This is a genomic window from Bacillus sp. NH11B, from assembly GCF_001884205.1.
GTDB lineage: Bacteria > Bacillota > Bacilli > Bacillales > Bacillaceae_G > Bacillus_A > Bacillus_A proteolyticus.
Genome location: NZ_MAOG01000142.1, coordinates 157,603 through 183,369, shown reverse-complemented (window position 1 = coordinate 183,369; position 25,767 = coordinate 157,603). Strand labels below are relative to the sequence as shown.

The following is a 25,767-nucleotide window of genomic DNA, read 5'->3' as shown; positions in this document are numbered from 1 at the left end:
GTAAAATTTCAGCTTTTGAAGGTTTACGTTTTTGAATGGTAATCGTTAAAAAGAAAGCCTTAAATTTCATTAAGATATTGCCCCTTTATAATTTATTTAGTAAAGACGATTGTAATAAGAGGACTGGAGCTCTTTCACATCATCCATAATATTTTTAATTTGTTGTTCACGTAAGATTTCAGCTTTTGAAGGTTTACGTTTTTGAATGGTAATCGTTAAAAAGAAAGCCTTAAATTTCATTAGGATATTGCTCCTTTTAAAAAAATTTTAATACATTTGTGTATAATACGAACTTTTAATGTCCGTTATTTTATCCATAGTTTGTTTTAATTGTTGTTTACGTAAGATTTCAGCTTCAGATAACGTTTTTTTCTGAAGTGCTGTCGTAAAAAAGAAAATATGAAAAGTCATAGACGAATTCCTCCTTTCGAAAAGGAATTACAGGTGATCACAATAAAGCACTTGGCGCTCCTTAACATTATTCATAGCTTTTGCAATTTGCTCATTATGAAGAATTTCAACTTTGGAAAGTGTATTTCTTTGAATCGTAATACTTAAAAACAATACGCTAATAGTCATCGAATGTTGCTCCTTTCTTTAAAAAATAATGTATGAGACTAAAAAATCGCACAAAAAAGCCACAGGAAGATATCGTTCTCCTATGGCTGGGCGTGAAAAAGCCACAGGAAAGTATACGACCTCCTGTGGCGAATTTATGAATTAATAGAAATAAAGTACGATTTTCAATTCTCCATTAGGGTGGTCGAATTCATATTTAATTGTCCAGAAAACACAGGTGCAGTTAACGCTAAAGTTAAAGCATGTAATTGTAATTTCATCATTTCCTTCGACCTCCTTTTAGAATATTTTTCTTACGTTAGTAAGTATATACAATTAATGGATAATTGTAAACATAAAAATTGAAAATTTTTAATTTTGATTAAAATGCGTATATTTTAAAGGGTTTTTAAGGGATACATTGTATAGATTGGATAATAAATAGAACTTGGGGGTGTCTAATGAACTATATGAATAGAATAGCAGGTGTTATGCTAACAATTTTATTAGTTGTTACCGCTTGTTCTAATGGGGAACAAATAAAAGAAATATCACGTATTGAACTTGGGGCTTTTAAAAAATATACGGGGACATACGTTGGAAATAATTCCGACGTTATTGCGATTGTTACAAACTTACCTGGTGGTGAAACAGTTCAAAGTTTAAATTTAGAAAATGAAAATATTAAAGTGGAATATGGTGCAAAAGAGAATGGAAATCTTACAGAAGAAATGATTGAGACGTATTGGTTTGATGGGAAGGATACGATGAAGAAGAATTTTCTCTTTAATGCTATTTATCTTGCAGTTTTAGTACCGAATGCGAAAGGGTATGAGTTTCAGATTGAAAATCAAAGTTTTGCATTGGAAAGAGAAGAACTTTTACCCATACTGTATAAAGAATTTAATGATTTGCCAAAGGATGATCTTATATGGAATAAGGGAATCGTAATGAACTTCTTTTACGGTAATCAAGAAAAAACAGAAAAGTTAGTTAATAATAAAGATTTTCGAAAGCAATTTTTTGATGAACATCCTGTGCGGGAATCTAAGTGATATGGAGGAAGCGATGGTTATTTAACGATTGAAAATACGGACATTCTTTAAAGGGAGTCATTCAGTATCGAATGATTCTTTTTTTTGATGAAAATTATGGAAAAAAATATAACGTTGTGATATGGTTAATTACATAAGTAATGAACCTAAGAACCTAAGGTGGTGAAATTGTGAAACCTACTCTAGAACAAAATAAATTAATATACTTACAAATTGCAGAAACGATTGAATCTGATATTTTAAAAGACATATTGCTTGAAGAAGAACAAGTTCCATCAACAAATCAATTTGCGAAAATGCTACAAATTAATCCAGCTACTGCAGCTAAAGGGGTAAATGTATTAGTGGATGAAGGGATTTTATATAAAAAGAGAGGGATCGGAATGTTTGTTGCAAAGGGAGCAAAAGAAGTCGTACTAAAAAAAAGACAAAATACTTTTATGACCGAGTATTTACCTAAAGTGTGGGAAGAAGCAAAAGTACTAGAAATATCAAAAGACGAATTGATGGACATGATACACAAAATTACGAAGGAGGGGAAAGAGGGATGATTGCACTTGAAACGAAAGATTTAACGAAAAAATATAAAAAGAAAGTAGCAGTAAATGAAGTAACGATTTCATTGGAAGAGCATAAAATATATGGTTTGCTCGGTAGAAACGGAGCAGGAAAAACGACACTATTAAATTTACTTGCAGGACAAATTATTTCAAGTAATGGAAGTGTATCTATATTTGGCGAAAATGTTTTTGAAAATAGTAAAGCGATGCAAAATATTTGTTTTGTTAAAGTGAAAGAAGCTGCATACCTAAATAATAAGGTTAAAGAGATTTTTAATTTATGTAATATGTTTTATAAAAACTGGGATCAAGAGTTTGCTGAAGAACTTGCTAGGAAATTTCAACTTAATTTGAAAGAAAAATACCATAAATTATCGCACGGAATGCAAACTGTTGTAGGAATTATTCAAGGATTAGCAAGTAGAGCACCAATTACTATTTTTGATGAACCAACTACAGGTTTAGACGCAGCACATCGTGAGTTGTTTTATAGTTTACTATTAGAAGATTACGGTGAGTATCCACGAACCATTATATTATCAACACATTTAGTAGAAGAAGTAACTAATATTATCGAAGATGTAATCATCATAAAAGAAGGAAAGCTGGTTGTTCAATCATCAGTGGAAGATTTATTACAACAAGGTCATATTATTTCAGGGAAAAAAGATAAAGTGGACGAGTTTGCAATCAATAAAAAAGTAATAAATCGAGAAGTTTATGGAAATAAGGGGATTGCTGTTATATGGGAAGAGCTTTCTAATGAAGATTATTACTCTCTTGAAAAAGAAGGGTTAGTAATTGATAGAATTACATTACAAAAACTATTTATTCACATAACGGGTGGTGAAGTGAAATGACGATGTTAATGAAGCAGTTGAAGTTACATATAAAATATCATTATAAAGCCATTCTTATCTTTTGGACTGTAGCATTACTTATAAAAGGGACAATGACGGCAACTGATTTAAAGGGAATAAAGGTAGCATTTTTACACGATATCTTTAATAATTCATCAATTGCAATCGTAATGTTTATTGTGATAAGTGTGTTTCTTATTCAACTTGATATTTTTCCTACAGTCGTCTCGTTTAGTGTCACTAGATTGCAATTCTTGATTGGTTCAATATGTTTTATTTTATTGCAATCCGCATTGTTTTCAGGTCTTCAAGTTTTATTTTTACAAGGTACATTTTATAAAACAGAACAGATAAATTTCGGATCATATGCAATTGAACAATTCTTTGTGCAGTTCATATTTTATAGTACATTAGCTTGTTTATTTCAATCAACAACAATTTTTCAGAAGAGATTTAATTGGTTTGGATTAGCTTTTAGTATTATATTTTTATTTGGATTGGCGAGTACAATGTATGCAGGAATAGGAATAAAAGAATTGGTATTTATTAATAGTAAAATGTTGCTAGAAATACCTAATTTCATATCAGTTTCGATTGTTCTTATTTTCATATATATTGTAATTAGCGCTCTATTTATTCGTAAGGTTTCGTTTGAAGATACGATATAAATTCAATTATTTCAAGAGAGAAGGAAGAGTAAATGGGAGATACTTCTTCATTAATAACCGTCTTTTTATGCATAGCATTGCTGATTTTTTGGCGTCGTTATCGCTCCATGCACAAGCCAATAAAGGGATCGGGAAAACGTATTTTATGGCCATTACTATTTTTAACACCAGGTATTGTATGGTTTTTAGGTCCCGTACATCCAGCTATATTACAAGTAATTATAGCGGTATTCATTGGTGTAATTTTCGCTGTGCCACTTATAGTTTTAACAAATTATGAGCGGAGAGATGATGGGAATATTTATACGAAAAAAAGTGCTGCCTTTTTAATTACTTTTATTGCACTTGTCGTTTTAAGATATGGTTCAAGACAATTTATTGTAGATTTAGATCAACAAACGATAGGTTTATTATTTTACGTAGTTGCAGTATCTTATATTATTCCGTGGAGAATTGCGTGTTATATAAAGTTTAGGAAAGTTTGGCGCGAGAATAGTAATCATGCGATATAAAAATAAAAACTTCTCATTTGAGAAGTTTTTATTTTTATAGACTATTTGCTTGTAATACAAGTTTCGAAACATCTTTAGCTGAACCAATTTCAAATGCTCTCATATGAGCATTTACTGCACGTTTAAATTGCTCTGTTTGTGGAGTCGATCCTACTTCATCTTCTAAATCTTGAACATGTTCAAGTACAAGTTTTAAATCATTGTTAATAACTGTTATATCTGCTTGAGTTAAATTATCACCACTCATTGATTTCCACGTATTAATGTCATTATTTAATTGATTAAGTACATTTTGTATATTTTTTTAGATTGAGAAGAATCGGTAGTGCTATAGTTAGTAACGTCCGCTTTAGTTTGTTTATTAGCAAGTTCTTCTTTCTCTCTTTGAATATTAGCCGCTACAATTTCATCCTCTTTTTCGATGTATTCAGGGACTGACATGTTATGTTTTTGAGCCATTTTTTCAAAGTGTTCGAGAACAGTTTTATCTTTTGAAAATTCTATATCAGTAGGTTCATGAGATTGATATTTTACGCCATATTGTTCATAAATAAGCATATTCACATTTTTGCCGTCAGCCATTTTTAATACATTTTCTTTTGGTTGCTCTGTACTAGTCATCGTCTTTTTTTGTTCTGAGGCTGTTGATGTAGTTTTTGATTGTTTTACATTAGCAGTTTCTTTTGTCTTTTCTTCTGTAAAACCACTAAATGCAGTAAATAGAAAAAACAAATATATTGCGCTAGCAAAAATCATTTTCCATTTTGTTTGACTACGGTATCCGAGTATTTTATTAAACCATTTACGTTTGATTTTTTCTATTTGAATAGAAGTATTTGTTTGTAGAAGTTTTTCGATATCTTTCGTTTGTTCGGTTGGAATAAACTCAAATGTTTTATGTATGCTTTTAAACATCATAACAGCTTTAATTAAGTATTGGTCAATTGAAAGTGTATCGAATTCTTTCAAGTCATATATTGCTATACTTGAGATTTCTTTCGTTTTTGATATGAATTTGAACAGTTGAATATGCTCTTTATCAATAGCTGCATAACCCTCTTTACTAGTTACGATAATGGGGGAGGAAGTATATAGTTTAGCTATAGCTTGTTTTGCTAACTAGGTTTTTTTTCTTTTTTACTTAATTATGGTCCTCCTAAAAATAATGGGATTTAGTCCGACGTTCAGTATAACAAACATATGCAGTCGTTTTAATGAATTTCATGAAATAGATTTTGGTAACTTTCACCTGTTGTTATTGAAGAGGCGATGTTCTTGTTTTATGATTAAAAAAAACAGAAATAAAAGAAGTATACTAAGTGGAGGAGAAAGAGATGCGTACAATTCTACTGTTTTTACATAACATGCCCATTGATGAAATAGAGAGTATGAGAGAAAAGCATGATCCTTTATTCGGATTAATTCGACCGCATATAACAATTGTATTTCCATTTGAAAGTTCCATTTCGAATGATGAGCTGAAATCACATATTTTGAATTTGGCAAAAGGGATAGGAGAAATTGAAATTGAGTTTGCAAGTCGTATAACAAGTGTGAGAGACTATTTGTTTTTAGGAGTTGAAAAGGGGAAAGAACAAATAGAAAAACTACATGAAAAATTGTATACAGGCCCCTTATTACGATTTTTAAAAAGAGACATTCCGTACATACCGCATGTAACAGTCGGAAGAGAAAGTAGCCCTGAGTTAGCAACTGAAATAGCGAAGGAGATTCCTAGTTTTCATGAGAAGTTGAAGTGTGTAATAAATAGAATTAGTGTGGAACGAATTGGTAAGAACGGAGAATCAATTATTGAATTTGAAGTACCATTGCAAAAAAAGCTGACAAAAGTCAGCTTTTTTATTTCATACCATGAAGTAAAGCACCAATCGCACCACTATAACCGCCGTCTCGTAAAAAGACTGGTATTTTGTTTTGATATTCTGTATAGCTACTAATAATATTTTGAAGATGTACGTTATTACATAGAGTAGAACCGATGTAAATGATATGGTCAATATTTTTCGCTTCGGCGAATTGAAGGCTTAATGCTGTGACGACTTCACCGACAAGTCCTTGAACGGTAGCGAGTATATCTGAACTACTATAATTTGAGTCTGTAATGGTCGCTTTTCCGAAATTGCTAGCAGTTAAGTTATTATCAATAGGGGAGAGAATCCCGCCATAAATATCTCCAACTGTAATATCTAGACTTTTTCTTGAACCAATTTTCGTAAGCGGAATCACATCTTCAAAATGATCTATATTTGTTAATAGTTTTGAAAGACCCATAATAGTACCACCGCCAACTCCAGTTCCACCAGCGCGAACGTATTGCTTGTCGTGAACGTAGTGAATGGAAGTACCTGTACCGATATTTGTTAATACAAAGTTGTTAATAGCACGTTTTTCTTCTTTTAGTATGTATCGTACTCCTGCTAAAGTAGCTTCAAACTCGTTTAACTCTACTATTTCATATGAACCTGAAAGTAGTTGTTCTAACTGTTTAGCTTTACCACCTGTAATGCATAATTGTGTAATTGAATTATTATTATGAAGCCATTCTATAATTCTTTCTTGTTCATATGAATAAAATTTTTCAAAAACTAATTTGTTCATTTCGTTAAAGTAAGCAATTTTTGTTAATGTTCCCCCAGCATCAATACCAACAACATTCCGCATTTTCCTACTCCTTACTATGTAATATGTTTAATCAGCTTGATATATTAATAGCTTTTCAATGGTAACGATTGATTGACCGTTTACAGAGGCAATTCCTTTTCCAAGAATAAAACCTCGTCTGTTACGTGTTAATTCATAATGTAAGTCAAGTTTATCACCAGGATACGCATTTGCATGAAATTCCACCCCATCTAAAGAGGAGAGGAAACCAAGTCCTTCAGATTCACCTGTACTTACAAAAGCACTAAGTTGGGCAAGTGCTTCTACAATTAACATATGAGGCATGTAGTTTTGACTTTCATTAATAAACCATTCGTTATTTGTAATTAGTTTGTATCCTGTAGCTGATTGTGATTCTTTAACGTTTGTAATTTTATCAACCATTAAAAATGGATAGCGATGGGGAAGAGTATCTTTAATATTCATACCGTACCTCCAGGAATAATAATACCCCTGCTAAAGTTAAGCAGGGGAGTTACTATTAATTTTTAACTAATTCTTCTATTTTTTCAATAGAGAAAATACCGCTATTTTTAATGTTTTCAACTGCTTCTTGCAATACTACTTTATCTTGAACTAGTGCAATACGTACAAAGCCTTCGCCGTGAGGACCGAAAGCATGACCTGGTGTGACAACGACATTCGCACGATCCATAAGTGCATAAGCGAACTTTAGAGAGGTCCATCCTTTCGGAATTTCAGCCCAAACGAACATACTCCCAGCGGGTTTATCGACATTCCAGCCAAATTGGCGGAATCCATCTACTAAAGTATCTCTACGTTCTTGGTAAATTCCACGGTTTTTCTCACAAAAAGAAGCGCCGTGTCGTAATGCAGCGGATGCAGCTTTTTGAATTGGTAAAAACACGCCGTAATCTGTATTAGACTTAAATTGCGTAAGCGCACCGACGATTTCTTCGTTACCAATCATATAACCAATACGGCTACCAGCTAAACTATAACTTTTAGATAAAGAATTAATTTCAACGCCAACTTCTTTTGCGCCAGGTACAGATAAGAAGCTAATTGGCTTTTGGCCATCAAAATAAAATTCAGCATAAGCAAAATCATGGACAACGATAATATTATGTTTTTTCGCGAATGCGATTACTTCTTTAAAGAAATCTTCATGAGCCATTGCTGGAACTGGATTCCCTGGGAAGTTTAAAATCATCATCTTAGCTTTATTGGCAATTTCTTCAGGGATAACTTCTAAGTTAGGTAAGAAATCATTTTCTTTCTTTAATGGCATGTAGTAAGATGTTGCGCCGGCCATTTGAATTCCTGTTTCATAAGCCGTATATCCTGGATCAGGAACTAATATAATATCTCCCGGATTTGCAAAAACCATCGGTAAATGAACGAGTCCGTCTTGTGAACCCATTAATAATAAAACTTCTTTTTCAGCAATTAATATAACGTTATGAGTGTTGTTGTAATATTCAGTTACAGCTTCGTGAAATTCTTGTATGCCTGTTAATGTGTATCCATAGCTTTCTTTTTCACTCGCCGTATGTACCATTGCTTCTCTTACGAAATCAGCAGGAGGCATATCAGGATTCCCGATACTTAAATCGATCATTTTATGACCTGCTGCAATTTTCTCTTTTTTATAGGCCCCTAATTCACTAAATATAGAAGATTGGAATGCTTTCATTCTAGTTGCTAACGTGTAAGTCATCAAAACCCCTCCTAAAAACAGTGTTTTCTTTCTGCGTTTTTAATTATTCTGAAAACACATGTTTACATTTTATCATTTTTTTATGAAAATTAAAACGATTGACAATTTTAGAGGGAGGATTACACCATTATATATTTTTCTATAACAGTTATGATGTTTTATAATCTTTGTTTATAATATCTCGGATGTTTTGTATTAAAAAGAATACGAAAACTATACCAAGTATGCCACTAATCCAATAGTATGAATTCGCAGTAGTATATTTTTCATAGAATGAAATAGCATTCCATAAAATAAGGGTTACGGAACAAACTTTTGATATAATTAAAAAACTTAAGCTTTTCAAAAAGCACCTCACAATAAAAAAATTGTTAATCAATTTTATATTATAATTAAAGGATTTAAAAGGGTACATATTTTTATAAGAAAACATCTATAGTGGAAAACCGCAAAAATATATTTTGCGGTTTTGTAAAATACATATAGTTAATCACTTGTTTTTTTATAAGTACACATCTTTTCTACGTTTATAAAGTATACATTTAATTTATTATCGACAACTTTCAAAGTTTGATCCGATGTAAAAGAGTTACCATAATCAATGTGATATACATTAGAATTTTTCACAAACGAACCTTTATATAAATCTTCTTTTTTCTTTGTTGTTTGCATTTCTACTAAATTTTGAACAACCTTTTCTTTCTTTTCTTCTTTTACAATTGTTTCAAATTTATATAATACAGGACATTGACCGTTTTTGTTGTCAACAACTTCCCAAGAACCGTATATATCGTTATTGCTGCATCCGCTAAGTAGGACGACTAGTATAGCTATTGTAAGTAGAAACTTTTTCATTTTGTGCTCCTTTCATACTATTGTTAATAAACGTGCGAATACGATAGGGATATTGTAATAAATAAAGTTTAAATTTTTTTAAAGAAATACTTAATTTCGCATAAAAATTTGGAAAAGCATAGTGAAAAATAAAAGGCATGAATCTAGCGTAATACTAGTATTCATGCCTAGCAGGATATATTTTATTATGCTTTTTGGGGGATAAAAGTAGAGGAAATAAGGACGATTAGCCCATTTAAAATATATATAGTAGCCATGATAAATGCTAAAGTAGCAGATCCAAACACACTTTTGTCGAAAATAGAAGCAAAGGTTAAAGTTGTCAAAAAAACAACGGGAGTCAGCAGTAAAAATACGAAACCCGCCACAATCCTTCTTTTAAAGTTATTTTGAGATAAGGAAATGGCTAAAAAATTAAGGGCGCCAAACATAACGAATGAAAACAGAAGGGTAATTAATAATTGGATACCAGCAGACATTTCCACAGCTCCTTTTTGAAGAATCTATAATTTATTGTATTCGAAAGTAGTAGGGGATACTCCTTTAAAAATTGGAACTATACAAAGCATATAAATTTCAATCCTAGAAATTGAAAAAGAATGGAGCCATATTAAAATACTGGATCCATTCTTAAGAAGTATTAGTTTTATAAATTCGCAGATTGCGAAGGTTGTTTTTCATATTGTTTCTGTTTAGATAGGGAAATGAAAATAATTAACAATGAAATGACTCCGAAAATGAGAACCATATATTGTAACCCGATCGTATCTAAGAAGAAGCCAGTTCCAAGTAAGACAATTTGGAACATAACTCTCTCAAACATATTACGGAATGAGAAGAGGCGGCCGTGATAGCTTTTTTCTACTTTCGTTTGGAAAATTGTCGACATAATAGGGAAGAAACAGCCGACACTAAAGCCAAACAAACCAAACGATGTAAGAGCCATCCATTTTATATCGCTAAAGAACAATGAAAGGTGTGCAAAAGCGGTACAAATTGCGAAGAAATATAGTAACTTTTCAGGTTTGAAATGATCAGATAAACGTTTAATAACGAAGGCACCTAACATAAATGCTACACCTTCAATTGTATATATGAATCCTTTAATCGTTGGATCGTGTTGCATTTCGCTAATGTTAATAACCATTAAATTGAATCCAGCTATAAATAATAGAGGGATAATACTTAATATAAGTGCTGTAAAAGCAATAGGAATTCCTTTTAAAATACGAAATACTTCCATAAAGCTATTATCTTTAGCTGATTGTTTACTTGATGTAGTTGACTTTTTATCTTCAAATTGTAGGAAGAAAGTTGAGAGGAATAATAAAGCGTATGCTGCCATTGAGAAGGCATACATATACTGTAAACTCATTACAACTAAAAGAATTCCACCTAGTGAAGTACCCGCAATACGAGCGATTGTACCAACATTCATATGTACACCGTTCATCTGTAATAACTCATGCTCACGAACGATTAGAGGAATTACAGATTGTAATGCAGGGAAATAAAATGCAGCTGAAATTTGAAGTGCAATCATAAATGCAATCATAAAGGCGATACTTTCATATTGAATAGCGAAAAACATAAAAATAACACTTAAAACCCGACCGAAGCCAGCATATAGAAGAACTTTTTTCTTTTCATACTGATCGATGACACGGCCAGCCATAGGACCGACTAGAACTCCTGCTAATAGTCCGATAAATAATATAACTGATTTCATGAAATCAGAAGGGACATATTTTTGCATAAATTCCAGGTTACCAAGTATACCAAGCCATAATCCTAGACCAGCAATAAACTCCCCAATTAGAACAATCCAAACGTTTTTGTTACGCCACATAATATAAAACCTCTCTGTCTTTTAAAATGAAAAACTCGTATATAAAACCTCCTTATTTATATAGTGTTTTGTACGAACTTTTTTAGAGTCAGAGTCTATATTACGTGTTTCATAAATGGATTTCAATATTTTTGATTTGTTAAAAATTTGATTTTTTAATTGAAGGAATATGTAAATCGAAATGTGAAAAATTATGATTAAATACTAATTGAACGCAAGAATAAATATAGAGAAAATAAAAAAGCGAGTACGTATATACTACGTCTCGCTTTTTTGAAATACAAAATTAAACAACAAATTTACTTAGCAACACTTATGATCTTGTCCAATAGCTAAACCGCTAAAAGATAGTGGACCAACAACATTTGCACTTGCACCACTAGTAAGGTTTTCTACAGTTAATGAATATTCGTGAGTCCCGCAGCTAACATTTTGATCTATAGCTTGAAATGTTTGCGCGTAAAATTGCTCAGAATCTGTAGATTCAATCCCTACTTGAGCGTTGAAGATTTCTGTATTGTCACGGAAAATTCGGAATAAAACTTGTGAAATCTCAGTTATACCTTCAACTCCAACTGTAGCAATTAATTCAACTCGATTATTACGTGCATCTCTTCTTGAAATTTTTAATTTAATATTTGCTAGAATTGCTTTTTCTGGGGAATGGGGAATTACAAAAGTTGTTTCACCGGTTTTATTTAAAGGTTGAGTAGCTTGGTAATCAATGATATGAGTCATATTCGTCACCTCCTCATATACTAAAATATGAAGGTAACGATGAATTAGCTTGGACATATACTATAAGATTTTAAGAAAATTAAGGAGTAATGTTGAATAGAGGGAGATAATATAAAAGCATCAAGAAAAAATCCCAATTATGAGAGTCATTTTTTGATGCTTTTCATACTTTAGGCAGAATATTCTTCTTTACGCACTTCAAAGAATTCATTACGGCGTAAGTGATTAAAAATCTTTTCCGAAACCGCTTCTTCTTGAGATATTAAGAAACGATGATCAAAAGCATAGAAAGATTGACCTTTAATTAGTTTTACGTAGTATATTTTACACGCCTCCTTTAAATTAGGATTCTTAAATACTTTATATTATGATGACCTATCTGGTTGTTAATAATACTTAAAGTTTCAAATAGGAGAAGTATAAATTCAAAAAACATTGAAATAGCTTACAAATCTGTAATGTTTTTGTCACTTTTTCCGATAGTTAAAATTAACCAATATCTCCTATACTACAAATAAGTTCCATAAAACAAGGGGGTGGAAAGATGGAGGAAGTAATTGGAGAAGTTGTAGCAGGGATTTGTGAATTTGTAGTCGAAGTTACTGCGGATGTTTTAGGGAATTTAGTTTCCGGAAATGATGAAGAGAAAGAAGTATTATGAAATTTTGTAAAGAATTTAAAGACGAATAACGTGTAAAGGCTGATTTCTAAAGGGAAGTCAGCCTTTATATTTTTTACATTATATTAATATTATTTAAATATTCATTTGTTATGATGTTAATGAAAACAATAAAGGAGCTGATCGATATGAATGTACTGAATTCTGGATTTGATGTATCCAATTCTCGTACGATTGTGGCGAATATCGATGAAAAGGAATATCACTTTATTGTTCGTGAACATCCACTAATAGGAAAGGTTATAGCGCTTTCTGACAATGGGAAAGAATATGGTTTAATAGATAAGCAAATCGCTAGTAGGGACAGGTTTATTAGATCAGAACTTACTAAGTTGCATCATTTCAACATAGATATACTTTATGATACTCCAGGATGGATATGGGTTGGTATGGATCAATTTGGATTGTATGCGAGAGAGGCTACTTATAAGGAAGTGGAAGTTCTTATGAAGTTAAAGGAGGATATAAATTTTTTAGACATAAATGTATGCACTCTAATGTAAGAGATGTTTTTCAAGGTTACGGGATAAGTTCTCGTAACCTTTTTTGTTTTGTAATTAAAAACATAAGAGTTATGTTTTGGGGTTACTAGTATTCTTATACAAGGAATGGAGCCTAAAAGAGGATTTGAAATTATATAAAGAGAACTTATTAATTATATGAATACTTATAGAAAGAAGTTGATAAAAATGAGTAAAGAAGAGCTTGTGAAACAACAATTTGGTAGTAATGCAGAAAAGTATGTGAAAAGTAAAATACATGCAAATGGACCGGATTTACAATATGTAGTTAAGCAAGTTGAAGCTCGTCATAATACTCGTCTTCTTGATATTGCTACTGGTGGTGGACATGTTGCTAATTTCTTAGCCCCAATGTTTAAAGAGGTAGTCGCTCTTGATTTAACAGAAAAAATGTTAGAAAAGGCAAAAGGTTTTATAATAGGGAACGGACATGAAAACGTATCTTTTGTAGCAGGACATGCAGAAAGGTTACCATTTGCTGAAGAATCTTTTGATACAATTACATGCCGAATTGCAGCACATCATTTTGTTGACCCTTCGCAATTTATTTTTGAAGTACATCGAACGTTAGAGGATGAAGGATTATTTATATTAATTGATAATGTTTCACCAGAAAATAATGAGTTTGATACATTTTATAACTTTATCGAAAAGAAACGTGATCCAAGCCATGAACGAGCTTTGAAAAAAACAGAATGGATTACTTTATTAGAAAAACATGGTTTACAAATGCAGTCATGTCTTACTTTTGACAAAAAGTTTGATTTTGACTGGTGGTGCAATATGATGGATGTGCCTGTGCAAAAGCGTCTAAAGTTAACAGAATGTATGATGAAAACATCAAACGAAATGCAGGAATTCTTCAACATTCACTTTGATAATAATAAAGTAGAGTCGTTCTATACTGAAATGGCACTGTTCGTCTGTAAAAAAAGTTCAACATTAAAAAGATAAATTTCTTGCAGACTTTCTGAAGTACGATATACTTAGTACAGAGAAAATGAGAATTGAGGAATAGCAATAATGATTCGTGTACGTATTGAAGGAACTGAGGAAGAAATGCTTGAATTTTTGCAAAGAATGCCTGATATTCCTGGGTTTGAAAAAACACATATGAGAGAACCGAGAAAAGGGAATAATCCGAAATATGATTCAAGCAAAAGTGTACTAGCATATTTATCTTATAAAAAGATTGAAGTCGCCAATAAATAATAAATAGGCGGCTTTTTTAATTATCTCTTTTTCACCGCCTTGTCTTTTTCGCATAATAATGATAGTAGATTATGCTGGAGAGGGGTGAGGAAAGTTAATAAAAAAATAATCTTTTTCGGAGATTTTGGAATTGATGATGCAGTAACGTTAATTTATGCGAATAAAACATGCAAATTAGATATTATAGGTATTGTTGCAGAGTATGGAAATGTATCAAGAGAAATTGTAATGGAAAATGTGTATTTTTTAGAAAAATACTATGCTACAGAAGTGAAGATTATTGAAGGTGCCAGTAGACCGATGACAGCTGAAGAACCTTTATTTTTCCCTGAAATTCATGGAGATCACGGTTTAGGTCCAATTATTCCACCGAAAATGAGAATTTGTAACAGCGAAAATTTTTGCGAATTGATTAAATTAATTGAGCCTTGTCCTGAAAATATTATTATTGTGGCGACGGGACGATTAACGACACTTGCAACATTATTTTTATTGTATCCAAATTTAATGAATCGAGTATGTTCCTATTATATAATGGGCGGTGCTTTTCTATTTCCAGGTAATGTTACACCAGTATCTGAAGCTAATTTTTACGGTGATCCAATTGCGGCAAATATCGTAATGAAATATGCAAAGAATGCTACTATATATCCGTTAAATGTAACGCAAGCAGCACTTATTACTCCTGAAATGGTCGATATTATTGATAAAGAAGGGACAGGACAGGCGAAACTTATTAAACCAATGATTGATTTTTATTTTGAAAATTTTTATAAAAAAGAATATCCAGGTATTGCTGGGAGTCCGATTCACGATTTACTTCCGTTCATTTCTTTTATAACTGATGATATTTTTGAATATAAAAAATCATCAGTTTGGATTAGTACGACGAACGATGTAACGAGAGGTCAAAGTGTTGCAGATTTTAGAAAAATAGCTGAGCCAACGACATTTGATAATCGTCCTATACAAAGAATTGCCGTTGGATTTAATTATCAAGCGTTTAAAGACGAATTTATGAGAACAATATTGAAGCCAGATTGTCCTTAATAGGTTGAGCAGATTAGAATGATTTTCATAAGACGAATAACTTACGAAAAATGAAACATAACTAATGGTAAGCAATTGTTTCAGATTATATTTTTATAGGTTAAATATATAGGAGGTAATGATATGATTTGGTATTTAATCGTCGGTGGTATATTAGGATGGTTTGCAAGTTTAATCACTGGAAAGGATGTACCGGGCGGTGTAATTGGTAATATTATTGCTGGTATTATCGGTTCTTGGCTTGGTTCGTTATTACTTGGAAAATTCGGTCCTGTTATTGGTGGCTTTGCGATTATTCCAGCTTTAATCGGTGCGATTATTTTAATCTTCATCGTGAGTTTTCTGTTGCGAGCAATCCGGAAATGAAGATAGGTGGACTGTTTACATTTGTAAGCAGTCCATTTTATATGTTATGCTACTGTTATACAATCAGGAGGTGTCAGCATTGAAATCATTCACAGTAAATTTCCATCAAGAAGATAATGCAAAAGCGACAACAGTACATAAATTAAGTGAAGAGGACTTCAATAAAGCAACAGAAAAAGGTACTCGTCATCTATTTGATTTAGATACAAACGTTGGCTTCTTCGTATTCTTTGATGCAGAAGATGCAGAAGGAAATGATCAATACTTAATGTTACAATATGAAGGAGATCATGAAGAACCAAGTGCTTGCTACGGATTTGATTTAAAACTATACTATCAATTTTTAGCATTATACTTAAATGATCTTGAATTCCAAGGTGAAACAAATGAAGAAGAGGAAGAGTATGGTCCAATTCATCATTTAGCTCACTTACTTTACCATATCGTTGAAGACGGTAAATCAATTGAAGTGTAAAGATACATATTTTGAAGCTGTCCTTGATTAGGACAGCTTTTTTATTTATATGTCGTGCCTTTCAGGAACTGTGGCCGATATAGGTTGAGAATAGAGATTCATTTTGGAGAACTGTTTTATTTCTTCCGTGTTTCAGTGGTAAAACTTCTGTTATAATTAGCGTAACTAAATTAATGGAGGCTATTATTATGCCCGTAGATGTAAAACATTTTATTAAAGCAGCAGGATTAACTGTTATCACGTCATTAAGTGGAGACAATACATTCGCTCACAATTTCGAAACTGTAAAAAGTATTTTCGCTACATATGTAAAGAAGTTAAGATTAACCTTTTAATGTAATTTTTGTAATTTGAATAGACGCAATATTTAGGGGAGATAATTTGTTTACAATAGAAAATTATACAAATTCTTTAAAAAAAGGGCTTGAAGAAAAATCGATTGATTTGATTAGAAATATTAGAGAGACACTTCGGTTTAATTATTATGAAGGGATAGATATAATAGATTTCACAGCTTTTGTTCAGTCATTTGAAATGTCAATTGTCATGTTTTCGATGGATAGAGGAGCAAATGAAGTTTTTTATGAAGGAATGGATAGCGGTGTCTTTTCTGGTAGTCACGATTTGATAGATGATGTGGAATATTATAAATTCCATGACGACGAATCAGACGAATTTTGGGAATTTTATGAAGAAAATGATGGGGAGTTATCAGAAATTGAAAAGAAAGCTATAGTGGAATGGTTTGCTATGTGCTGGAACAAAGCAGGTGGTACGAGTGTTAAATTACCGTCCTACTTTAGTTTTCATGATTATGATGAATGTTTTGATTTACATAACAATAAATGGATTTCTGATGGAGACAAATGGTTTGATTAATCTCAAAAACAAAAGGGAAAGATTTATTTTTTGTTAACAAGTAAAGAAGTCTTTTTCTGAGTGAAGGGTTCTGTAAAAGGTTAAATCTAAAGAAGTTATTGATGGAAAAAAGCATGACAATTTTATGTCATGCTTTTTATTTATATACATCAAATTTAAATACTATAAGCGTATACGATTTAATGAATAATTTGGTGTGATTTAACACATATAACTTTATTTTCTTATATCCAACTCCATAAATAATTTTCACATGTACCACAGTAGAATATACGTTACTTTATTAATATAAGAAAGATTCCTTAACCTCATTTTATTATTAAGGATAGCTAGATTATGTTTGCGGATGATATCATATCGGACGATCAAGTGGCTTAAAATTCATTTATTAATATGTTTAACGCTTTTGATTTTATTCTTTCATACTCCATAGCTTCAGTGAGTTCAGCAGCAAGTAATGGTGATTTTCTGACGTATTTTTCACGGATTACATCATATAATTCGTAGGGAAATAGCATATCAATAAACATGATTTTTTTTTGCTCGGCTGTTAAAGGAGAAACTGATTCATATGCATTAATCATAATGTTAAATTGTTCTTCGTTCCATGTACCTGTTGTATCTAATAAAGGAATAATCATTTTGCGTAAATCCCGAATCGGTAGATCGAACGAAACGGTATCTAAATCAATTACCCAAATTTGATTATTCGTATCCAGTAAAGAATTTCCTGTTCCATAATCCTGGTGACATAAATTGGGGGATGCTCGTAATTCTTCTGTCCACTTTTGATATTCAGACTCTAATAAACGTTGATACGTAAGTTTTGCTTCTGTAATAAAAGGATCGATTTCAGCTAAGTATAGTTGTGAAAAAGGGTCATCAATCAAGGTTTCAGATAGGTTTTTCCAAACCTCCATCTGTTGAAATCTTTTAATATAATGATTAGGCCAACGACCTAATTTTGTAAAGATAGGTATACCTGGTGGTGGCTTATAACCAATAGAAGCTAAGTGGAAATCTGCTAATCCCTTCATAATCATTTCAAGATCTTCTTGCATAGTCAGTTCAAAAGGTCTACCTTCAATCCACTCGTATAAAACAAATAAAAATGGACCGTGTTTTGTATAGAGTTGGTCCTTTTTATTAGGAATTATATTTGGAACACGCATGCCTTTTTTAGAAAGATAATCTTGAGCATGAATTGAAAATAAAGCTTTCTTTTCAGGTCGATGAATTCTTTTTAAACAAAATGGTCCATCTGAAGTATGAATTTTCCACACTAGAGCAAGTTGCCCACCTTGTATAAGTTCGATTGTAGTTGTATGAATATCCCAATGTTTAATCATGTTTTCTGCTAATGATATTAATTTTTGCTCCTCTTCAGGTGATAGTATATATTCCGTTTCCTCATTGTGAATTTCCAAATATGTCACCATCCTTTTGTGTTCTCTTATTACTTTATGGTGCATGGTCATTTTTGTTTGAGACATTCGCCTATAAAACAAAAAAGTGATGTTTTTCCTAATTTAATTGTAAAGAATAGAAAAAACAATGAATAATTCACAAAGATAAAACTTATTCCGTAACATATACTGAAAAGAATTATATTTTTATGAAATAGGGAGGGTAAAGAATGAAAATTGCAATAATTGCTACTGAAAAGCTACCTGTACCTGCCGTGAGAGGGGGGGCTATTCAAATTTATATAGATTCCGTCGCCACCATTATTGCCTCTAAAGGAAATGATGTAACAGTTATCTCCATAACGGATCCAAATTTAAAAACGGAAGAAAAAAATGGTGGTGTAAGATATATACGTTTTGCAGAAGAGGGGTATCTTCATGATATTCTTGAACATTTGAGAAATGAACAATATGATGTGATTCATTTATGTAATCGCCCTAATTGGATTACGTTTTTAAGTGAAGTGGCAACAAAGACAAAATTTGTATTAAGTGTGCATAATGAAATGTTCGCGTATGAAAAGATGAGTGATCAAGAAGGAGAAGCATGTATTAAAGCCGTTTCGAAAATTATAACAGTGAGTGATTATATAGGAGAAACGATTACCTCGCGCTTTAAGACAGCACAGTCTAAAACAAAAACAGTATATTCAGGTGTAGACTTAAATGAATATTATCCGGATTGGACTATAAATGGAAAAGAAGTTAAACGTTATGTAAAGAAAGAGTTGAATTTGCAAAATAAAAAGGTGGTTTTGTTTGTTGGACGCCTGAGTAAAGTGAAGGGACCTCATATTTTGCTACAAGCTCTCCCTAAAATTATCGAAAAAAACCCAGATATTGTAATGGTTTTTATTGGATCAAAATGGTTTGGTGATAACAATGTAAACAACTATGTAAAACATTTATATACATTGGGAGCAATGTTTCAAAATAATGTAATCTTTATTAAATTTGTTAAGCCTAAGGATATTCCAACACTGTACACTATGTCAGATATTTTCGTTTGTTCTTCTCAGTGGCAAGAACCTCTTGCCAGAGTACATTATGAAGCAATGGCGGCAGGGTTACCAATTATCACTAGTAATCGAGGTGGTAATCCTGAAGTAATTGAAGACGGAAAGAATGGTTATATTGTTAATGATTTCGAGAATCCTGATGCATACGCAGAGAAAATTATTAGTCTATTAAATAATGAATCTAAAAGAGAACAAATGGGGAAATATGGACGTTTGAAAGTTGAAAAGGATTTTGGATGGAATCGCGTTGCCATGAATTTAATTGGAGTATATAAGGAAGTGCTATAGAATTCAAGAGGAGGATGAAGAGAATTGGAAGAAATAGCTGGATTAGAGAAAGAACATTTAAATAGAATCCTTAGTTTTTATCCATTTGAGGTAAATAATATTATTCTGCAATCAAGTAGAAGTGGGAGAACTGTTTGGGAAGTGGAGACAAATGAAGGGTTAAAAATATTAAAACAAGCACATATGAAACCGAAAAGAATGTTATTTATTGCTGGAGCACATTTACATCTTTTTCAAAAAGGATTGCCAATTACAAAAATGCATAAAACAAATAGAGGAGGGGTTTGTATTGGAGCTGATGAGTATGCATATGTATTATATGATAAACATCAAGGAAAAGAAGTAATCTATTATAATAAAGAACAAATGGAAAAAGTGCTTATATATGCAGGTAAGTTTCATCAAGCATCAGAAGGATATATCCCACATCAAGAAAGTAAAATGAGAAGTCGATTAGGAAAATGGCATAAGTTATATAGGTGGAAATTACAAGAATTAGAAGGAAACAAAAGAATTGCACAATCTTATCCTAATGATGTGTTTTCAACAATGTTTTTAGAATATGTTGATAAAATGATAGCTCGTGCCAAAAGGGCATTACAAGAAATTGATGAACCATTTTATAACGAATGGACAAAGCAAGTAATTGCATCTAAAGGTTTTTGTCAACAAGATTTTACATTGGCAAGATTTGAGGAAATAGATGATGCTGTTTTTATGAAAGAGTTACATTCTATTACAAATGATTTACCAGTAAGAGATTTACGTATCATTTTAAATAAAGTAATGAAAAAAATGTCAGTTTGGGATGTTAATTCAGTGATTCATATGCTGAGTGCTTATGATTCAGAAAATCCATTATCAGAAAAACAATATCGCATACTTTGGACGGATTTAACGTTTCCCCATTTAGTATGTTCGATTGCACATAAATATTATTTAGGGCAAAAGCGTTCGTGGTCTGATGAAAAATATATTTGGGCGTTACAAAATATAATTGCACTGGAAGATTCTAAAGAGGAATTTTTATCTCGATTTTCAGATATTTATGACGAAATCAAGAATAAAAGTGGAGGAGGAAGAAAATGAAATTAGAACCGGAAGAAATAGTCATACCTATTTTAAATTTAGAAAAATTTATGTTTTCTCCACCAGGACCAATGGGATGGGAGATGTCAGAATATGAGCAAACATTAGAGAAGCAAAAAGACATTGTACTTGATGAATCATCTATATTAGAGAATTTAGCGATTATTAAAGACATAGAATTAGTGGAGTTACCAACAGTTGGATTACTAGAGTTAGAAACAATAAGCAGTAAAACAAACACAATAGTTAAGGACATTGTAGATGAAATAAATGATGAAGATATTCAAATCGTTGAAGAGGAAGCCGTACAATCGGATTTAAGTACTACTGAACCAGAAAAACCAAAAATAAAAATACAAATTATTACACCTAACGAGCCATTAAAAAGACCGTGGATAGCTGGAATTTTAAAACATTTCATGGAAAAAGAATAATGAAAAGTCCGCAATTACAACAATCATTTTTTACTTTCTAGCATATTTTAAATATAAGTCAAATAAGGAAGGAGTTATGTAAATGGCTGATGTAAAAAGAGCAAAAATAAAAATAGATTTTGAGAATGGCTTTAATATTAATTCTGATCAAGATATACAAGAGGTATTAAAACTTTTGGCTGAAGTTATTCAATCTGGTGGACATACTGGTGTAGAAGTAGAAGTTCAATATATTGATGAAACAGAAATAACCTTTACTGACGAAGAAGAAGAAGAAGAGGACGAAGAAGACGAAGAAGACGACGAAGAAGAAGAGGACGAAGAGGACGAAGAAGACGAAGAAGACGACGAAGAAGAAGAGGACGAAGAGGACGAAGAAGACGAAGAGGACGAAGAAGACGAAGAAGACGAAGAAGACGAAGAGGACGAAGAGGACGAAGAGGACGACGAAGAAGACGAAGAAGACGAAGAGGACGAAGAAGACGACGAAGAGGACGACGAAGAAGACGAAGAAGACGAAGAAGACGAAGAGGACGATGCATAAGAAAAATCCCCCCTAATATATAGGGGGATTTTTCTTATATTTTTGTTTATTTTATGAAATAAAAATACTAAATGAGAGATTGAAGTAAAGAGCGAATTTAGTTGCTGTGGTTCTGTAAAGGATAAATGTATTTGTCAGTAGGTTTAACTTTCACGCATTAACTGCCCGTAAAAGCCCGAGTGGTGCAACTAATAACCAGTGGGGGAAAAACACTGGTTAAAGTTTCATTTTATATAATTTGAATTTTAAGTGGCCGCATTAGATTTGTTACAGGTTGGTTTGTTGGTATAATAACTTGCCTATATACTTGTTTTAATTTATTAGCTGTATGCTTAAATGTAAAGTTTTTTTCAACAATCTGCCTGCCATTTTGAGCTATCAATTTTGCGAATTCTGGTTGAGATAGCAAACCTTGGATAAGCCTAGAGAACTCTTTCGGGTTATTATATTGTTCAATTAAGCAGCCGTTATGTTCATCTGTTATAACTTCTGCATTTCCACCACGGTTTGTTGTAATGATAGGGGTTCCGGCAGCCATTGCTTCATAATGAACACGTGCTAATGGCTCATGCCATTGCGAGCTGCAAACAAATATGTCTCCCATTAAAAATATATTATGAATTTGATCCGCTGGAATAAATTTAGTGAAAATCACGTGTTCTTTAATAGGTTTAGCGAGTTTATGCAATTTTTTAATATATTTATTTACTCTGTTATCACTAAACCATTTACCTCCAACTATAACGAGTACCGTATCTTTATGGACTTTAATAATCTCTTTCATAGCATGGATGAGTATATCTGGTCCTTTGTTTTTGGTCAATCTACCGACAAATAGAATCACCTTTTTATCTTGGATAGCGTATTTCGTCCGAAATTCATTTCTAATTTCTTGTCCTTTGCGTGTCCAAATTGGAGGAGATGTTTTTATGTTTACACCAGAGTAGACAATCGAAATTTTATGTTCAGCATGTGGAAATCGTTCGATTACTGTTTCTCTAATATAGTTACTAACAGTAACGATAGCTGTAACCATTTCAATAATTAGGTTGCCTTCAGGAATGGATATTTTGTGTTCAGCAAACATATCGTTATGAAGGCCTAATACAAATTTACTGTCTGGAGAGGCTTGTTTATATAGGGGGATATTTTTGGGACGATTAAAAACGTGTATAATATCAAAGGTATTGGATTGAAGTGCTTTTATAACATTCTGCTCATATTCTATTTGAGGGAAATACATGTAATGAATATTGTCTTGTGTTGATTGTTTTGGAAGACTTGGGTCCGAGATGGAAAAAATAGTGAGTTCGAATTCTTGACATATATAGGGGGATACTCCATCAATCATCATTTGAATTGCACCGCCTTTAATTGCTGGAGAAGGTAATTTTTCAGTACATATATATGCGATTTTCATAAACTAGTCTCCTTTATAAAGTTGTTTTATATATTGATATTCTGCTTCCAATCCATTAGATAAAGAAACAACAGGATGATATTGTAGTAGTTTATTAGCCTTAGATATATCTGCCCATGTTTGTTTTGGTTCGCCAGGAATTGATTTTAGAAAAATTTTATTTGCTGATTTACCTAATATTTTTTCTAGAGTAGAAATGATATTTAAGATGGAAGATCGTTCTGTTCCACCGATATTTATAACTTCTCCTACTATATGTTCGCTTGTCTCTAAAGCAGCTATGGTTCCTCGTATACAGTCATCGATATAGGTAAAATCACGTGTTTGCGTTCCATCACCAAATATTGTGACAGGTTTATTTTCTAGCATTTGTTTAATTAATCTGTGGAATGCCATGTCAGGTCGTTGTCTCGGTCCATAAACTGTAAAATATCTTAAAATCACAATTGGTATATGAAAATTTTTGTGATAAATATGACATAGGTTTTCACTACTTAATTTTGTGACACCGTATGGAGAAAGTGGAATCGGTAATAAGTTTTCAGAAACCATCCCAGATTTTTCTCCATAAACAGAAGATGTTGATATCTGAATGAATTTCTCTAACTTTACTTCCTTACATGCTTCAAGTAAATATTGTGTAGCAAGTATATTATTGGTTACATAAGGATGAAAATCCTTTCCCCAGCTTGTTCTTACGCCAGGGATAGCAGCTAAATGATAAACAACTTTTACATCTTTTAAAAGCCTGGATAAATCTGTAGTTAATATATTTTCTCTTATAAATTGAAATCGTGGGTTCATTTGGAGGGTTTGAATATTATCTGTTTTTAAGGCCGTTGGGGTAGGGCCAATAAAATGATCAATTCCTACTACATGATAGGACTTATTCTTAAGTAGTGCTTGACATAAATGAGAACCGATAAAACCGGCGGCTCCTGTTACAAGTATTTTCATGAACGACCAACTCCTATATAGCGTAAACTGTACTGCTCTATTTCATCTTTATCAATACAATTTCGTCCATCCACAATTGTGCATCCTTTCATTAATTGTTTGACTTGTTGCCAATTAAGTTTTTTAAATTCATCCCATTCTGTGGCAAGAATAATACAATCAGAATTTGTGATTGAGGATTTTAGTTCTTTATGTTGTGTAACTTGTTTATTCAAATGCGGAGGAAGAGAAGCTTTTGGATCATACGCATGAAGGTTGTAACCAAGAGGGAGTAATTTTTCAAGAAGTTCTACAGCAAGTGAATTACGAATATCATCAGTGTTTGGTTTGAAGGAAATTCCTAAAACAGTTATTTTTTTTGAAGATGGCACTTTTATGGTATTTTTAATTTTTTCAACATAGAGGTCAATCTGTGTAGAATTAATGGATTGTACAGCTTGCAAAATAGGAACTGTTACCTGCCTATCATTTGCTGTATATATGAGTGAATGTAAATCTTTTGGGAAACACGATCCTCCATATCCCATTCCTGCTTGAAGAAAATGGGGGTTAATTCGAAAGTCGTAGCCAATTCCTTTTGCCACTTCATTAATATCAATGTGATACGCGTCACAAATTCGGGCGATTTCATTTATAAAAGATATTTTTGTAGCCAAAAATGCATTGGCGGTAGATTTAATCATTTCAGCTTCGCTTAGACCTGTACAAAGGAATGGAGCATTAATCTTTTTATATATATTTTGCATAACTTTTAATGACTTTGTGTCATTTTTTTGGATACCAATAATAGTTCTATCTGGAATAAGCATATCTTGAACAGCAGATCCTTCGCGGAGAAATTCAGGGTTAGAAACAATATTAAATAGGGATGACGGTACACCATTTTTGATGAGCATTTCATATAAATGTTGATTCGTTCCAGGTGGAACTGTACTTTTTGTAATAATTGTTTTATAGGATTTTATAGCTGGAACTAGTAGGTCAATAACAGAGTATAAATATTTTAAGTCTGTCTTTCCGCTGGGGGTAGAAGGGGTTCCTACAGCAATAAGAATAACTGGTGATTGTTGTATAGCTAGACTAATATCCTGCTGGAATTGTAGTTGTTTTTGATTTTTGTAAATAAGTTCCTTTAAACCAGGTTCGTAAATTGGACATTCGCCTCTCTGGAGAGCTTGGATTTTATTAAAATCTTTATCTACACAAATAATAGAATGACCTAAATCGGCTAAAACCGCCGCCGATGTGAGCCCAACATAACCAGATCCTATAATACATATATTCATATGGCAATCACCTTTCTGAAGTTATTACTAGTTTTTACAGTATATTAGTGGACAAGTTAGATTG

General features: G+C 32.2%; 35 protein-coding genes and 1 pseudogene. 18 read left to right on the top strand and 18 right to left on the bottom strand.

The genetic code is table 11. The features are described 5' to 3' along the window. The 4 genes from BAU27_RS28905 to BAU27_RS28890 all read right to left on the bottom strand — a co-directional run. On the bottom strand, window positions 1-70 hold a 70-nt coding region (locus BAU27_RS28905), incomplete at its 3' end, for a YrzI family small protein (RefSeq protein ID WP_116733474.1). Window positions 71-96: 26 nt separating this feature from the next. Further along, the gene (locus BAU27_RS28900) at window positions 97-240 is read right to left on the bottom strand and encodes a YrzI family small protein (RefSeq protein WP_071746263.1); all 144 of its coding nucleotides are present in this window, start codon (window positions 238-240) and stop codon (window positions 97-99) included. A 27-nt stretch (window positions 241-267) separates the two neighbouring features. Next, window positions 268-411, bottom strand: a complete 144-nt coding sequence (locus tag BAU27_RS28895; protein ID WP_071746262.1) for a YrzI family small protein — start codon at window positions 409-411, stop codon at window positions 268-270. A 27-nt stretch (window positions 412-438) separates the two neighbouring features. Next, window positions 439-579, bottom strand: a complete 141-nt coding sequence (locus BAU27_RS28890) for a YrzI family small protein (RefSeq protein ID WP_071772833.1) — start codon at window positions 577-579, stop codon at window positions 439-441. 440 nt (window positions 580-1,019) lie between these two features. Here BAU27_RS28890 and BAU27_RS28885 point away from each other — a divergent pair, with 440 nt between their 5' ends. From BAU27_RS28885 to BAU27_RS28865, 5 genes are all read left to right on the top strand, one after another. Then, complete coding sequence (locus tag BAU27_RS28885) at window positions 1,020-1,613, top strand: DUF4825 domain-containing protein (RefSeq protein ID WP_071772832.1); 594 nt, start codon at window positions 1,020-1,022, stop codon at window positions 1,611-1,613. Between the two features lie 170 nt (window positions 1,614-1,783). After that, window positions 1,784-2,164, top strand: coding sequence for a GntR family transcriptional regulator (locus BAU27_RS28880; protein WP_071746260.1), 381 nt, complete (start codon window positions 1,784-1,786; stop codon window positions 2,162-2,164). Then, on the top strand, window positions 2,161-3,033 hold the full coding sequence (locus tag BAU27_RS28875; protein WP_071746259.1) for an ABC transporter ATP-binding protein: 873 nt from the start codon (window positions 2,161-2,163) through the stop codon (window positions 3,031-3,033). The genes BAU27_RS28880 and BAU27_RS28875 overlap by 4 nt, the downstream gene beginning before the upstream one ends. Continuing rightward, window positions 3,030-3,701 (top strand): DUF4052 family protein, encoded by a 672-nt coding sequence (locus BAU27_RS28870; RefSeq protein ID WP_071772831.1) that lies wholly within the window; start codon window positions 3,030-3,032, stop codon window positions 3,699-3,701. Before BAU27_RS28875 ends, BAU27_RS28870 begins: the two co-directional genes overlap by 4 nt. A gap of 32 nt (window positions 3,702-3,733) precedes the next feature. Further along, window positions 3,734-4,213 (top strand): CcdC family protein, encoded by a 480-nt coding sequence (locus BAU27_RS28865; protein WP_071772830.1) that lies wholly within the window; start codon window positions 3,734-3,736, stop codon window positions 4,211-4,213. A gap of 34 nt (window positions 4,214-4,247) precedes the next feature. Here BAU27_RS28865 and BAU27_RS33120 read toward each other — a convergent pair whose 3' ends face one another. Both BAU27_RS33120 and BAU27_RS28860 read right to left on the bottom strand, forming a co-directional pair. Next, complete coding sequence (locus BAU27_RS33120; protein ID WP_254798033.1) at window positions 4,248-4,460, bottom strand: hypothetical protein; 213 nt, start codon at window positions 4,458-4,460, stop codon at window positions 4,248-4,250. 26 nt (window positions 4,461-4,486) lie between these two features. Then, the gene (locus BAU27_RS28860; RefSeq protein ID WP_242477368.1) at window positions 4,487-5,182 is read right to left on the bottom strand and encodes a hypothetical protein; all 696 of its coding nucleotides are present in this window, start codon (window positions 5,180-5,182) and stop codon (window positions 4,487-4,489) included. A 365-nt stretch (window positions 5,183-5,547) separates the two neighbouring features. On the opposite strand from BAU27_RS28860, the pseudogene BAU27_RS28855 reads away from it, so the two are divergent. Continuing rightward, window positions 5,548-6,051: pseudogene (locus tag BAU27_RS28855) on the top strand (2'-5' RNA ligase family protein); the annotation flags it as partial. A 22-nt stretch (window positions 6,052-6,073) separates the two neighbouring features. Here the strand turns inward: BAU27_RS28855 and coaW are convergent. The 8 genes from coaW to BAU27_RS28810 form a co-directional block, all read right to left on the bottom strand. Next, window positions 6,074-6,895: a type II pantothenate kinase gene (gene coaW, locus BAU27_RS28850; RefSeq protein ID WP_071772829.1), complete on the bottom strand. Its 822-nt coding sequence runs from the start codon at window positions 6,893-6,895 to the stop codon at window positions 6,074-6,076. 27 nt (window positions 6,896-6,922) lie between these two features. Then, complete coding sequence (locus BAU27_RS28845) at window positions 6,923-7,321, bottom strand: 3-hydroxyacyl-ACP dehydratase FabZ family protein (RefSeq protein WP_071746254.1); 399 nt, start codon at window positions 7,319-7,321, stop codon at window positions 6,923-6,925. A 55-nt stretch (window positions 7,322-7,376) separates the two neighbouring features. Then, window positions 7,377-8,576: an LL-diaminopimelate aminotransferase gene (locus tag BAU27_RS28840; RefSeq protein ID WP_071772828.1), complete on the bottom strand. Its 1,200-nt coding sequence runs from the start codon at window positions 8,574-8,576 to the stop codon at window positions 7,377-7,379. A gap of 486 nt (window positions 8,577-9,062) precedes the next feature. After that, on the bottom strand, window positions 9,063-9,431 hold the full coding sequence (locus BAU27_RS28830; protein WP_071746251.1) for a hypothetical protein: 369 nt from the start codon (window positions 9,429-9,431) through the stop codon (window positions 9,063-9,065). Window positions 9,432-9,616: 185 nt separating this feature from the next. Next, window positions 9,617-9,910, bottom strand: a complete 294-nt coding sequence (locus BAU27_RS28825; protein WP_071746250.1) for a hypothetical protein — start codon at window positions 9,908-9,910, stop codon at window positions 9,617-9,619. Window positions 9,911-10,077: 167 nt separating this feature from the next. Then, window positions 10,078-11,280: an MFS transporter gene (locus BAU27_RS28820; RefSeq protein ID WP_071746249.1), complete on the bottom strand. Its 1,203-nt coding sequence runs from the start codon at window positions 11,278-11,280 to the stop codon at window positions 10,078-10,080. Window positions 11,281-11,583: 303 nt separating this feature from the next. After that, window positions 11,584-12,018 carry an exosporium protein ExsC gene (gene exsC, locus BAU27_RS28815; RefSeq protein WP_071746248.1) on the bottom strand — a complete coding sequence of 145 codons (435 nt, stop codon included), beginning with the start codon at window positions 12,016-12,018 and terminating at the stop codon, window positions 11,584-11,586. Window positions 12,019-12,188: 170 nt separating this feature from the next. Beyond that, a complete protein-coding gene (locus BAU27_RS28810; RefSeq protein ID WP_071746284.1) occupies window positions 12,189-12,341 on the bottom strand; it encodes a YqbF domain-containing protein in 153 nt (50 codons plus the stop codon). Window positions 12,342-12,825: 484 nt separating this feature from the next. Here BAU27_RS28810 and BAU27_RS28800 point away from each other — a divergent pair, with 484 nt between their 5' ends. From BAU27_RS28800 to BAU27_RS28765, 8 genes are all read left to right on the top strand, one after another. Continuing rightward, entirely contained in the window at window positions 12,826-13,200 is a 375-nt protein-coding gene (locus BAU27_RS28800) for a hypothetical protein (RefSeq protein ID WP_071772826.1), read from the top strand. Between the two features lie 186 nt (window positions 13,201-13,386). Beyond that, a complete protein-coding gene (locus BAU27_RS28795) occupies window positions 13,387-14,172 on the top strand; it encodes a class I SAM-dependent methyltransferase (RefSeq protein ID WP_071772825.1) in 786 nt (261 codons plus the stop codon). A 69-nt stretch (window positions 14,173-14,241) separates the two neighbouring features. Next, the gene (locus BAU27_RS28790) at window positions 14,242-14,430 is read left to right on the top strand and encodes a DUF3970 family protein (RefSeq protein WP_000621876.1); all 189 of its coding nucleotides are present in this window, start codon (window positions 14,242-14,244) and stop codon (window positions 14,428-14,430) included. Window positions 14,431-14,514: 84 nt separating this feature from the next. After that, window positions 14,515-15,480, top strand: a complete 966-nt coding sequence (locus BAU27_RS28785) for a nucleoside hydrolase (protein ID WP_071772824.1) — start codon at window positions 14,515-14,517, stop codon at window positions 15,478-15,480. A gap of 123 nt (window positions 15,481-15,603) precedes the next feature. Further along, window positions 15,604-15,846: a GlsB/YeaQ/YmgE family stress response membrane protein gene (locus BAU27_RS28780; RefSeq protein WP_000638425.1), complete on the top strand. Its 243-nt coding sequence runs from the start codon at window positions 15,604-15,606 to the stop codon at window positions 15,844-15,846. A 79-nt stretch (window positions 15,847-15,925) separates the two neighbouring features. Beyond that, window positions 15,926-16,321 (top strand): cytosolic protein, encoded by a 396-nt coding sequence (locus BAU27_RS28775; RefSeq protein ID WP_071746243.1) that lies wholly within the window; start codon window positions 15,926-15,928, stop codon window positions 16,319-16,321. A 188-nt stretch (window positions 16,322-16,509) separates the two neighbouring features. Next, window positions 16,510-16,656: a chorismate mutase gene (locus BAU27_RS28770; RefSeq protein WP_071772823.1), complete on the top strand. Its 147-nt coding sequence runs from the start codon at window positions 16,510-16,512 to the stop codon at window positions 16,654-16,656. 46 nt (window positions 16,657-16,702) lie between these two features. After that, a complete protein-coding gene (locus tag BAU27_RS28765; RefSeq protein ID WP_071772822.1) occupies window positions 16,703-17,200 on the top strand; it encodes a hypothetical protein in 498 nt (165 codons plus the stop codon). Between the two features lie 374 nt (window positions 17,201-17,574). Here the strand turns inward: BAU27_RS28765 and BAU27_RS28760 are convergent, their stop codons facing one another. Next, complete coding sequence (locus BAU27_RS28760; RefSeq protein WP_071772840.1) at window positions 17,575-18,678, bottom strand: spore coat kinase CotI; 1,104 nt, start codon at window positions 18,676-18,678, stop codon at window positions 17,575-17,577. A gap of 158 nt (window positions 18,679-18,836) precedes the next feature. Here BAU27_RS28760 and BAU27_RS28755 point away from each other — a divergent pair, with 158 nt between their 5' ends. From BAU27_RS28755 to BAU27_RS32575, 4 genes are all read left to right on the top strand, one after another. Continuing rightward, the gene (locus BAU27_RS28755) at window positions 18,837-19,973 is read left to right on the top strand and encodes a glycosyltransferase family 4 protein (protein ID WP_071772821.1); all 1,137 of its coding nucleotides are present in this window, start codon (window positions 18,837-18,839) and stop codon (window positions 19,971-19,973) included. Between the two features lie 24 nt (window positions 19,974-19,997). Next, on the top strand, window positions 19,998-21,062 hold the full coding sequence (gene cotS, locus BAU27_RS28750; protein WP_071772820.1) for a spore coat putative kinase CotS: 1,065 nt from the start codon (window positions 19,998-20,000) through the stop codon (window positions 21,060-21,062). Then, window positions 21,059-21,496 (top strand): hypothetical protein, encoded by a 438-nt coding sequence (locus BAU27_RS28745; RefSeq protein ID WP_071772819.1) that lies wholly within the window; start codon window positions 21,059-21,061, stop codon window positions 21,494-21,496. Before cotS ends, BAU27_RS28745 begins: the two co-directional genes overlap by 4 nt. Window positions 21,497-21,578: 82 nt before the next feature. Next, complete coding sequence (locus BAU27_RS32575) at window positions 21,579-22,040, top strand: hypothetical protein (RefSeq protein ID WP_175546577.1); 462 nt, start codon at window positions 21,579-21,581, stop codon at window positions 22,038-22,040. A 229-nt stretch (window positions 22,041-22,269) separates the two neighbouring features. Here BAU27_RS32575 and BAU27_RS28735 read toward each other — a convergent pair whose 3' ends face one another. The 3 genes from BAU27_RS28735 to BAU27_RS28725 are packed head-to-tail and all read right to left on the bottom strand — an operon-like array spanning window position 22,270 to window position 25,703. Continuing rightward, window positions 22,270-23,460, bottom strand: coding sequence for a glycosyltransferase family 4 protein (locus BAU27_RS28735; protein WP_071772818.1), 1,191 nt, complete (start codon window positions 23,458-23,460; stop codon window positions 22,270-22,272). Window positions 23,461-23,463: 3 nt separating this feature from the next. After that, entirely contained in the window at window positions 23,464-24,417 is a 954-nt protein-coding gene (locus BAU27_RS28730; RefSeq protein WP_071772817.1) for an NAD-dependent epimerase/dehydratase family protein, read from the bottom strand. Continuing rightward, a complete protein-coding gene (locus tag BAU27_RS28725) occupies window positions 24,414-25,703 on the bottom strand; it encodes a UDP-glucose dehydrogenase family protein (protein ID WP_071772816.1) in 1,290 nt (429 codons plus the stop codon). The genes BAU27_RS28730 and BAU27_RS28725 overlap by 4 nt, the downstream gene beginning before the upstream one ends. Between the last annotated feature and the right edge of the window lie 64 nt (window positions 25,704-25,767).